The following is an 11,952-nucleotide window of genomic DNA, read 5'->3' on the forward strand; positions in this document are numbered from 1 at the left end:
AAGTATCTCTGATGGCAGAATCAACTGTGCCAATGCTAATAGTCCTTGATTGTTCATGGTACAAAGGTGCAAATTTTCTATAGAATTAAAGAATTTTCCCCCTGATTTATCGGGTGAGCCATTTTAACACAGGAGAAGGTTTCCCGAGAAAGTACTTCGCATACGATACGCAAGAAAAGAAATTTTTCAACTATATCACATACAACGATGATTATTCTTATAAGAAAGAAATCTATATGGTGACATTTCCTCCCATCAATTCAAAAGGCGAATTGTGTTCTACCATCAATGCTTCCGATCTTTGCCAGGACTATAAAAGGGGAAAGCTGAAAGGCAAACTAAAAGAGGTGGCCGCGACATTGGAAGAGGATGACAACCGGGTGGTAGTGTTGGTGAGACCTAAAAAGTAAACGATTACCAATCATCGGTAATACGATCAAGCGGATTATTTCCCCGTAATAATCCGCTTAATCTCACTCAGTTTGTTCAAGGCTTCCAAGGGGGTAAGATTATTCACGTCCAAGTTCTTGATCTCATCCCGTACTTGGCTCAACACCGGATCATCCAACTGGAAGAAACTCAGTTGATATCCCTCGGCGGCAGAGGCGATCGCTTTTACAGGTTTACCCCCGATGCCTTCCTGACGATTCTCGGACTCCAACTGCTTCAAGATCTCATTCGAACGCTTCACGATGCTTTTAGGCATACCGGCCATTTTCGCCACGTGGATACCAAAGCTATGCTCGCTTCCTCCCGGTATCAACTTACGCAAGAATATCACCTTATTCCCTACTTCCTTGACCGATACGTTATAGTTCTTGATCCGCTTAAAGGCACGCTCCATCTCGTTCAGCTCGTGGTAATGGGTAGCGAACAGCGTTTTCGCCTTCGCATTCGGGTGCTCATGAATATATTCCACGATCGCCCAAGCGATTGATATGCCATCGTAGGTACTGGTACCCCGCCCTAACTCGTCGAAAAGCACCAAGCTCCGGGAAGTCATATTATTTAATATATCGGAAGCCTCATTCATCTCGACCATAAAAGTAGACTCACCCACCGAGATATTATCCGAGGCGCCTACACGGGTAAATATCTTATCCACGATACCGATATGGGCGCTCTCGGCCGGAACAAAGCAACCGATTTGCGCCATGAGCGTAATCAAGGCTGTCTGACGCAATAAGGCAGACTTACCGGCCATATTCGGACCCGTGATAATGATGATCTGTTGTTTCTCGTCATCCAGATAGACATCATTGGCGATATAAGGTTCTCCCAAGGGCAGTTGTTTCTCGATTACCGGGTGGCGACCTCCCTTTATGTCGATCTTGTCGGAATCACTCACGACCGGACGGATATACTTATTCGCCTCCGCGGCCTTGGCGAAAGATAAAAGGCAATCGATACGCCCGATCAAGTTCGCGTTCATCTGGATAGGCGGAATATACTCCGTCAAGGCCAATACCAGCTCATTGAAAAGGCGGGTCTCCAGAGCAAGGATCTTTTCTTCCGCCCCTAATATCTTCTCCTCGTATTCCTTCAACTCCTCGGTAATATAGCGCTCGGCGTTCACCAAGGTCTGTTTACGGATCCAATTCGCCGGGACTTTATCCTTATGGGTATTACGTACCTCTATATAATAGCCGAAGACGTTGTTGAAAGCGATCTTCAAGCTTGGGATACCCGTCAATTCGATCTCGCGCTGCTGTACCTTCAACAAATAATCCTTGCCGGAATAAGCGATGGCACGCAAGTCATCCAATTCCTCGTTGACACCCTTCGCTATAATTCCTCCCTTATTGACCAACGAAGGGGGATCGTTATTAATCTCTTTCTCAATCCGGTCGCGGATCAAGGCGCAAGCGTTTAATTGCTCCCCGATCCGGCATAAGCTGGGTTCCCCGCTCGCCATACATGCCTCCTTGATCGGCTCGATCGCACGAAGCGCGACCTTTAGCTGAACCACCTCACGAGGAGATACACGGCCGACAGCCACCTTGGAGATAATACGCTCCAAGTCGCCGATCTGCTCCAACTGCGTATCCAGCAACTCCTTTGTCTCCGGTTCACGGAAGAAATAATCCACGACCTCTTGGCGTTCTTGGATCGGTTTTACATCCTTTAGCGGGAATAGTATCCACCGGCGAAGCATACGAGAGCCCATCGGCGAGATCGTCTTATCGATCACGTCCAACAAGCTTGTTCCCTCATCGTTCATCGTACCCACCAGTTCCAAGCTGCGTACCGTAAACTTATCCAAGCGGACGTATCGATCCTCCTCGATACGGGATAAAGCGGTGATATGGGAAATATGCGTATGCTGGGTCTGGTCCAGATAATACAGAATCGCCCCGGAAGCGATAATACCTAATTTCAAGTGTTGTACGCCAAAACCCTTCAAGTTCTTCGTCTCGAAATGCTTCAACAGGCGATCCTCGGCGGCCGAGGTCGTAAAGATCCAATCATCCAGCTCAAAGATAAAGAAACGAGGACCGAAAGCCTCCTCGAAACGTTTCTTGTTTCCCCGTTCGATCAACACTTCCTTCGGGGAAAAATTATTGAGTAATTTGTCGATATAGTCAATAGAACCCTCCGCCGTCATGAACTCGCCGGTAGAGATATCCAAGAAAGAGATACCACATACCTCCTTGGCGAAATGGATAGAGGCCAAGAAATTATTCTCTTTATGATTCAGTATATTATCATTGATGGAAACACCGGGAGTCACCAATTCCGTAATTCCCCGCTTCACCAATTTCTTAGTCAATTTAGGATCTTCCAGCTGATCACAAATAGCCACACGCTTACCGGCCCGCACCAATTTCGGCAGATAAGAATCCAAGGCATGATGTGGAAATCCCGCCATCTCAACATGCTGCCCTACGCCATTCGCACGTTTGGTCTGTACGATACCCAGTATTTCCGCGCCAATCACGGCGTCCTCGCCATACATCTCGTAAAAGTCTCCAACCCGGAATAAAAGGATAGCGTCCGGATGTTTCGCTTTTATATCGAAATACTGCTTCATCAAAGGGGTTTCCACAACTTTTGCCACGATAGTAATCTTTTAAATGCGTTTACGAATTAATCCGCACAAAGGTACTATTTTTTTTCTATCCGTTTACTTTCTTATAATCCGCTAGAAAAGTAGCCAGCCCACTATCCGTTAACGGGTGTTTCAATAAGCCTTTAATGGCGGACAAAGGACAGGTAGCCACATCCGCCCCCGCCTCCACGCATTGGATGATATGCTGGGTGCTACGGATAGAAGCCGCCAATACTTGGGTATCATAATCGTAATAATCATACATTTCCACGATCTTACGTACCAGCTCTATCCCATCGCTGGCGATGTCATCCAAACGCCCGACGAACGGCGATACATACGTAGCCCCGGCCTTAGCCGCCAATAACGCCTGACCGACAGAGAAAACCAGCGTACAATTCGTACGGATGCCTTTTCTGGTGAAATATTTTATCGCTTTAATCCCCGCTTCGATACAAGGTACTTTAACGACTATATTAGGATGTAAAGCGGCCAACTCCTCCCCTTCTTTTATCATGCCTTCTAAGTCGGTAGCGATTACCTCGGCGCTTACATCCCCGCCCACGATCTCGCAAATTTCCAAATAGTGTTTCCGTTGATTTTCCACCCCCCGGATTCCCTCTTTCGCCATTAAGGACGGATTAGTCGTCACGCCATCCAATACTCCCAATTCATTCGCTTCCCGGATCTGGTCCAGATTCGCCGTGTCAATAAAAAACTTCATAGCTTTAAACTTTAATGTTACGTATTTGTATAACCCTTCTGATTCGCTATTAGTTCTAAATCAACCGTCTCAATCCCCAACTAATTCCATATACAAGTCGTTAAGCCGTTTGCGGAGATATAAGTTTCCAAATATCATTAAGCCAGACCTCATATCGGTTAGGCAACATAAGTTCTGGACGGAATTCCGATATAATTATCTCTTTTTAAAATACAACGGCCATAAAGTCTGTATGCGATTCGCTATATGATACGCTAATACCGGAGGAACCGCATTACCGATTACTTTATAAGCGCCTGAGGCACTTAACTCAAAACGTGTACTGTTCTTTTTATGGGAGACAAACGTATAATCCGGCGGAAACGTCTGTATCAAAGCACATTCTCGAGGAGTTAAGCGACGTTCTTGTAAACCGGCGTCTAATTCTTCCGTAATAACGCCCCCATGCTCCCGGGATAAACGACGGTATTCTATATTTCCATGATGCTCGGAACGAATCGTCGGGCCAATATTATCCAGCGCGATCTCCTTTTGACCTTGACAATGAGCTCCCATATATTTCGCCTGTGAATAATACCGCTGGGATGGATCTTCTGTCCTATCCGGTTCCTCCAATCCTACAAATACATCCCGACAAACCACCGGTGGCAATAGTTTCTTATCTTCCACGGTGCAAGCATGTGTCGGACTCGGATAAGGATCGTAAGCTTTGGGTATCTTCTCCTCTTGAAGCGCTCTTAAAGCCTTAACCTTTAACGCGGACTTACGTATCCCGATAAAAATCACACGCTCTCTAGACTCCGGAACCCCATAATTGCCCGCATGTAAAACTTGAGGATCTAAAACAATATATCCATCCCCAGCCGCATGGGCGAAGTCTCTCTGAATAATACTTTTCACGTCTCCCAGATTCACTAGTCCCTTCACGTTCTCCGCGATAAATATCTTGGGTCTCGTAATATCGATCACCTGCTTCATCCAATAGTAAAGTTTACCCCTCGTCTCTTCCGAGGCCTCATCGTCCTCACGCAATTTCCCGGTATGATCCTTATTCGACTCAAACCCTAAACGTTTACCGGAGACACTGAAATCCTGGCAAGGAAAACCTCCCGTGACGACATCTATATTTTTAGGGAAGACTTTTTTCCCCGCTCGATGCTCTTTCACCAAGTCTACGATACTCTTTGTATTATAAACGTTTTTATCATATCCGAATCGATCCATATATTGAAGCCAAGCGGTTTGTGCCTCTTTCAATATATCATTCGCAAAGACCGTTCGAAAACGATTCTTCTGTAAACGAACCCAGTGTTCATCGATAACCTCTTGAACCCACGTATTTTGAGGAGATATAGACTTACGATGACATATAAAATCCCCCTCGAATCCTAAATCCATGCCCCCACATCCGGAGAACAGGGACAAGACCCGTAAGCTATCCAACGATTCAATATCCTTTCCACCTCTTTTCATTTCCGATCCTTGCTATATACTATTTTTTTATCAAAAGAATCGCAAATCTACAAAAATCACGGGAAAAGCACTAGAATTTATTAGTCTTTGCTCAAAACAATCTTATGCAGGAAATTGTCCTCATAATAATCTACCATATAGATTATCGAATTATCTTCTGTCGCACATCCAGTGTATAGGCCTCTTCCTTTGGGTAACGAATAACGAGCTACCGGATTCCCATCCCAATCAAATTGCTCCAGATACAAGGGATTCGTTTCATCCGTATCTTTCTTTGATTCCCGGTAAACGGCATAGACATACTTGTCACTCGCGAAACAACTGTAATAATAGAGAGGATTATCCGGCGAAGAGGTAGTTTGTAAGGTTTTATCTCCAAACCGGCACATCTTCACATGGTTACCATCAAAGTCAAAGAAAACGATCCGGTCATGAAAGGTAAACACAAATGCTTCTCGTTTTCTTGAAAAGCTATGCGCCAAATTTCCGATATAGAAAAACCAACCTGCTCCTTCAGCGAACAGGAAAGGTACGGTTCCCTTCACTATAGTATCATTCAAGCTTACCAATCCTATTCCCATTCCATCATTTGAACCTAGACTAACCTGCATCTTGCCATCTCCCATATATAAAGGCTCATCAGGGACTATCTTATTTTCAGGGATTTCAGCCAATTGATCATACTCCTCTAGTTTAAGGGTAGTGGACAAGCTAAAGATCCGATTATTACGTATGTTCCAGACGTAGCAAAGCTTATCGGTCTCTTCCGTGGGTATCATGCGTATATCATTGAACTCATCCGGTCCCTCGCCAAAAGGGGCTAATTGAGCAACCGTTTTATAATCGGGCAAAGAGAGTACATGCAAAAGATAGGCTCCCTCCCGCCACTCAAGGTGTTTAATGATGAGGTAGTTGCCTTTAGCCAATATATTCACTTCCCGAAGCTCGATCTCCAAGTCAATCGGTATCCGCTCAATAGAACGGATCTCCCCTTTCGGGAAATCAGATTTCTCTAGCTGAATGATATTCGACTTCGGTATTTCCGAATACTCCACTCCACCAAGTTGAACTAAATTAACAACTTGAGAATTATTTGATTTCTCATGTCCACATCCTGCCAATAGCAGAATAATTACGGCAATAGCACTAAAAAAGGCAACAATACGCATATCCCTAACTATTATAATATTCTACTTTCAATCCTATTCCCCCGGTTCAAGGCCCGTGACTTACCAAATTATTCCAGAGTCAATACCTAAAGCTTTCATTTTTTTTGGCATTAGCCTTATATTGAATAGTTTGTCAAAGATAGTTCTTAATCACGAAAGAGACAATATCGCAAACAAAAAATGCAAAAAGGCCTCAATAATTATTCAAAATTTATACATCATATACAAGCAAAAGCCATGCATAGAATTATCTCTCTACACATGGCTCTTTTTCACGTACTCTTTTCTTATAGGCAGTTATTCATCTTTGTTTTGGTTCCAAATAAAACATTATATGTTTCTATATTTTATTATTCCATCATTTCAAAACAAAAGGAACATATACAGAGAGCATCAAATCCGAAAGATGTCCACGACGGCCATTAGCCGGTCCGTTATTGAAATGCTTCAAGGTATTGAAACAGCCATATTGATAAGAAAGGCCGAACTCACAATGCTTGCTTAAACGATATCCCACCTTCGCCATCACGGACAGATCAAACACGGCTTGTGGTTGTACATAAAGCGTAGGAGCGATACCGGCACCCAAATGGAATTTCTTGGCAAAACGCCAATTCCAACTAGTGGCTACGGAGATAGGCATGACAAATTCATCAATCGTCTCAGTACCACCTTTGAATATATGTGAACCACCTTCTATACCTTCGTAAGAAAGATAACGAGAAGACTTGACAGTTTCCATCTTTTGAAATCCCATCGTAACATCCAAGTCATAGAAGAATTTCTGTTCCGGAAGGAATCGGAAGCGATAACCGATCATACTATTCAATTTATAATCGTTCCGATAATCCAAATTCGATTTATCACCCCAAGTAGTCTCCTTCCAACCATCCTGCAAAGGAAATCCAACACCAGCACCTACTAATAACCCATGCTCTACTTGGGCAAAAACAAAAGCTGAAGTAGAAACAAGTAATAAGAATAATAAAATCTTTTTTCTCATAACAATTGTGTCGTGTATTTATATTTGAAAATCAACTTTTGATGTTCCTCTTTTGCTTTCTGGTATTTCATCTGACCAAATTTCCATCCTTCCTGAAAGAGACCACATAGGTACACCATTACCATACCTATCATTTTTTCCAAACACACCTAGATTATAAGTTTCCTTACCATAAGGATCTACTATATTCAGAATAACTTGATTATCATGACTTATAAAATATCCTCCTTGAGGAGCAGGCGCACCAAAGCCCAATCCAGAACCTTTCAATTGATACCGAAAGTGAACACTTGCATGATGTCTCTTCCAAAGAACCTTTTTTCTTTGACTAAGTAATTCACACTTTACTTTCTTATATTCTTTACCGGCAATCCACATTGTTCCATCTTCCAATGCTGGCATAGCTCTAACTTTTACGAAAGTACCATCCGACTTCGTATATTTTACTTCTGCCTTATTTGTACTAGTAGCTTCCGATGTTGACATATCATCTCCATACAATGATATCCCTGGTCCGAAATATTCCTCTAAAGATTCATACACAGAAGCATGCACAACACTATCTCCAATTAAAAACAATCCTTGCCTATTTACAAAAGGACTATACGTGGAACCTTTTAATTTATAATGCGCAATAAAATCTGTAGAATCATAAGGTTCAAACATGAAAACATCATCATATTTTTGTTTGAATTCTTTGATTTGATGAGCAGGCCAAGGTTGGCTAAGATCTTTCTCATAATTGTCTACAATAAGCTCCTGTTCTTGATCTGCTTCTTGCATAAGTTGCCATTGACTTACGAAACCAACTCCCGAGAAAATATTATTTATCTCTTCTTCTGACATATCGTTCATCTCCCAAAGCATTGCATTAAATACGGAATCATTCTTGAACTGAATACATTTATCTCCCGCATAATCTACAATTTGAAAATCTGCTTCACCAACAAAAGCCTTTGTTTGTAATCCTGTCGTTTCAGCAACATTAATCAATTCCGAATCATTACTACATGATATCATTAATAAAGTACATGCAGATGCTAAAAGCACTGTCTTTTTGTCCATACTTCTAAAATTTAAATTATTTATAAATTAAAAAAACCTTCCGCATAATTTTCTGAATCTGATATATAAAGGCCATAAGATCCAGAAGTACATTCATCTAATGAGATAATACTAGAAGAAACATTTTGTGTATCTATCATTTCCTCATAAACAATATTTCCATTAGTGTCTGTAACAGATACTCGTACCTCTCCTATATATTCTAAGAACTCCAAGGATAGAACTTTTGAGGTTTCATCGATATCAGCTATTATAGGTACATCTAAATTAATAGATCGCTGTTTTTTATGCAAACTTCCGTGCCCACGTATAGATATACGCTGCGCTAATAATGAAGTTGTACAAGTAGAGATACTAAATAGAGCTAGTAACAGCCATTTTAAATTTTTCATATACACTCTCTTTTTTCGTTATTGTTTACGACTGCAAAAGTAGAGAGTCTACATGACATAGAAAGTACAAAACCTTCAAGAACGTATGGACAAGCAAAAATATATAATTATTTAATAATCAAACAAGTAAACCAATACATATATGGACAAAACTCTAAAATTGTATCTAAACAGAGTCTATAACAGACTAAACAGGTTTAATATGGATAAGCGACTCATAAAAATCTTGCTTGCCTTCCCAATGTAACTTTTTCCGTACCCGCAAGCGTGTTTTGTCTACGGAAGTTGGTATTATATTTAAAAGGGTAGACATGGCTTTCGTATCTAATTTGAATAAGGTAAGAAAACAAAGGTGCATTTCCGAAAAAGATAGGTCTGCGTCTCTCAATGCCTTTACAATATCAGGATATATCTCTACCATCAACACTTCTATATCAATCCACATCTTCTCATCGATTACTGCTTGTGAGGCTTTCGACCAAACCGTTTGAGACATCCTCTTTATTTTTTGAGTTAAACTAGAATTTTGAATCTTTATTTCTCTTAAATTGATTAATCTATATCTCAAATCCTCTACTTCTTTTTTTGTACTTTCATAAGATACTAATTCTTCTTTCGCAAGATGTAATGAGTTTTCTTGTAACTTTATTTTTTTTTCTTTTCCACATAACTTTACAGATAGCTGATATATATTTTGATTCAAATCATTTATTTCCTCTTGTTGTTTCAATAATGATCTATTTTTTCTTCTCAATGTCATCAAATAGATAATAACGAGTAAAGCACAGATAAATAATAAAACTAATATAAATATATAATTCTTTTGATTTTTTAAAAGTAATCCTATATTTTCATTATGTAATTTCAAATGTTCATATTTTTGTTCTGTATCATATATATCTATAGATTTACTTACGTTTATAAGAGAATCCTCTATTTCCACATATTTTTCAAAAAAATCCAAAGCGTTTTTTAAGTCATCTTGTTTCTTCTTTATTACATAATTATAATAAGCTATAGTAATCGGAACTAACTCATTATCAGCAGGCACATCACTAGCCTTTCTCAAATACTGCTCAGCCTTCTCCAAGTTACCACGTTTTTTCTCGATATCAACCAATGATAAATAATCTGAAGCTACTTCTTCTGGATCTAATTCTATACATCGTAAAATATAATATTCCGCTAAATCATAATCTCCCAAATCATTATATATATTACCCAAGCCATTATATACATAAGTTTTAACATTTTCGACATTTAACGAATCCATAATCACTTCTGCTTGCTTCAATGAAGCTAAAGCCAAATAATTAGAATCAACACTCATATAGCTTCTTCCCTCATTCACGAACGCACGTACATAGCTCGTAGTATTATTAGCTAAATGGAAATACTTTCCGCTTTCTTTATACTTCTCGGCGGCTAATATATAACGAAGATCTACCTCATACAAATCTCCCATATAACTACAAATATACCCGGCACGATTATAATCCTTAATCGCCAACGCTACTTTCAGCGCATCGGAGTAAGTCCTCATTGCCTTCTCGTACTCCTTATCCTCCACGTACGAACGCCCCAGATAAAGACCGATCTCAGCCTCCTCTTCCCGCATCTTTTTCTTTTGATAGTATTTCAAGGCGATCTCAAGCTGGTTCGTATAAGGCATCTCGTCCTCTATTTTATCGGCGGCACGTGCGTATAACATACACCAACGGGCTATCAGACGGGGACTCATCTCTTCTGGGAGCGGAATGGAATCCAATGTAGTGATTACACTATCCGGATAAGCATCAAACAGGCGTTCCGCCTGATTGATCAAACGGATTTCCTCAGATTCATTTTGGCATCCTACCACAAGGAAAGTCAAGGAAGTTAATAGTATATATATAAATGACTTCATCCTTTATTATAGATAAGCAAAATTAAATATTTTTAATTCATAAACAAACGATAGAACAACAAAATAACAAATACAAGAAGAAAAAAAACACAATAAGTCCATGCAAAGGTATCAAGTTATATATACATGAATATCAGTGATATAAAAACATCATCATGTTTTCCGGAAAACACGTACATGTTTTTCCAAAAAGTCGTACGTGTTTTTCATAAATCACGTACGTGTTTTTCCCGGAAATCTTATAAGGAAAATAAGAACACATAAAAAATAGACAATAAGCCGGATCAGCAATAACTCATTGTACAACTTACAAATGCAACCAATCATAAATATCCAACTAGCTTATTGCTTATCTCAATTATTTTACAAACCTTTGCGACCATAATATTAAACTAAAATCTTTACTATGGAATTACAAACGATACAAAACAAGATTTATGAGATCAGAGGGCAAAAAGTCATGCTGGATTTTGATCTGGCGGAAATGTATGGAACGGAAACCGCCCAACTGAAACGTGCGGTCAGACGTAATATAGAACGCTTTGAAGGAGATGATTTCATGTTTGAGTTAACCAAGGAGGAACTTTCAAGATGCCAATTTGGTATCTTGAACAAAGGAAGAGGTAGTAATTTCAAATATAAGCCTTTTGCTTTCACGGAATTAGGGGTGGCTATGCTTAGTAGTGTGCTAAATTCTAAAACTGCCATAGAAATCAACAGAAACATTATGAGAGCCTTTGTCGCTATCCGGAATTATACCTTACAAACTATCACTAGTTCCATCGAAATTAAAGAACTACAAGAACGTATCAAATCTCTTGAAATGGCTAATGAGGAAACGCTTTGCGCTATCAATGATCTCAGTGAAGACACCCAAAAGTCTTTGGATGATATTTACATAGCTCTTTCCGAACTGGCTACAAAGAAAAAGAACAATGCTAAAAAGCCTAAAATTGGTTATATCAAATAAAGTAAACTAATAAGTTCTTATACTATGGAATTACAAGCGATACAAAACAAGATTTATGAGATCAGAGGGCAAAAAGTCATGGCTCACCCGATAAACCTGGGGGATTAAGCATACAGCTTTGTAAGTCTGAAAAGAAAGAATTTTATATCCGTTACTCCTCTTAAAGCAGCTCTAAACGCCTTAATTTTAGCATTAAAAGAC

General features: G+C 40.0%; 9 protein-coding genes and 1 pseudogene. 2 read left to right on the plus strand and 8 right to left on the minus strand.

Annotated elements, in window-relative coordinates; genetic code table 11:
• Positions 1-119: 119 nt before the first annotated feature.
• A pseudogene (locus tag NBH16_RS23505) lies at positions 120-410 on the plus strand (6-bladed beta-propeller); the annotation flags it as partial.
• Between the two features lie 35 nt (positions 411-445).
• Here NBH16_RS23505 and mutS read toward each other — a convergent pair.
• From mutS to NBH16_RS22740, 8 genes are all read right to left on the minus strand, one after another.
• On the minus strand, positions 446-3,031 hold the full coding sequence (mutS, locus tag NBH16_RS22705) for a DNA mismatch repair protein MutS (protein ID WP_172724878.1): 2,586 nt from the start codon (positions 3,029-3,031) through the stop codon (positions 446-448).
• An 85-nt stretch (positions 3,032-3,116) separates the two neighbouring features.
• Positions 3,117-3,773: a fructose-6-phosphate aldolase gene (fsa, locus tag NBH16_RS22710; protein WP_005860406.1), complete on the minus strand. Its 657-nt coding sequence runs from the start codon at positions 3,771-3,773 to the stop codon at positions 3,117-3,119.
• Between the two features lie 195 nt (positions 3,774-3,968).
• Positions 3,969-5,246 (minus strand): DNA cytosine methyltransferase, encoded by a 1,278-nt coding sequence (locus tag NBH16_RS22715; protein ID WP_005863765.1) that lies wholly within the window; start codon positions 5,244-5,246, stop codon positions 3,969-3,971.
• An 80-nt stretch (positions 5,247-5,326) separates the two neighbouring features.
• Entirely contained in the window at positions 5,327-6,415 is a 1,089-nt protein-coding gene (locus tag NBH16_RS22720) for a TolB-like 6-bladed beta-propeller domain-containing protein (RefSeq protein WP_250789102.1), read from the minus strand.
• 358 nt (positions 6,416-6,773) lie between these two features.
• Positions 6,774-7,418 carry a hypothetical protein gene (locus NBH16_RS22725; RefSeq protein WP_008778926.1) on the minus strand — a complete coding sequence of 215 codons (645 nt, stop codon included), beginning with the start codon at positions 7,416-7,418 and terminating at the stop codon, positions 6,774-6,776.
• A gap of 18 nt (positions 7,419-7,436) precedes the next feature.
• The gene (locus tag NBH16_RS22730) at positions 7,437-8,483 is read right to left on the minus strand and encodes a DUF4848 domain-containing protein (RefSeq protein WP_008778927.1); all 1,047 of its coding nucleotides are present in this window, start codon (positions 8,481-8,483) and stop codon (positions 7,437-7,439) included.
• A gap of 20 nt (positions 8,484-8,503) precedes the next feature.
• Positions 8,504-8,875: a DUF3244 domain-containing protein gene (locus tag NBH16_RS22735; protein WP_008778928.1), complete on the minus strand. Its 372-nt coding sequence runs from the start codon at positions 8,873-8,875 to the stop codon at positions 8,504-8,506.
• Positions 8,876-9,062: 187 nt separating this feature from the next.
• On the minus strand, positions 9,063-10,781 hold the full coding sequence (locus NBH16_RS22740; protein WP_008778929.1) for a tetratricopeptide repeat protein: 1,719 nt from the start codon (positions 10,779-10,781) through the stop codon (positions 9,063-9,065).
• A gap of 406 nt (positions 10,782-11,187) precedes the next feature.
• On the opposite strand from NBH16_RS22740, the gene NBH16_RS22745 reads away from it, so the two are divergent.
• Positions 11,188-11,751 (plus strand): ORF6N domain-containing protein, encoded by a 564-nt coding sequence (locus NBH16_RS22745; RefSeq protein ID WP_121772828.1) that lies wholly within the window; start codon positions 11,188-11,190, stop codon positions 11,749-11,751.
• The last annotated feature ends 201 nt before the right edge of the window (positions 11,752-11,952 follow it).

It is taken from the genome of Parabacteroides sp. Y3-G-102 (assembly GCF_023656845.1).
In the GTDB taxonomy this organism is placed as follows: Bacteria; Bacteroidota; Bacteroidia; order Bacteroidales; family Tannerellaceae; genus Parabacteroides; species Parabacteroides distasonis.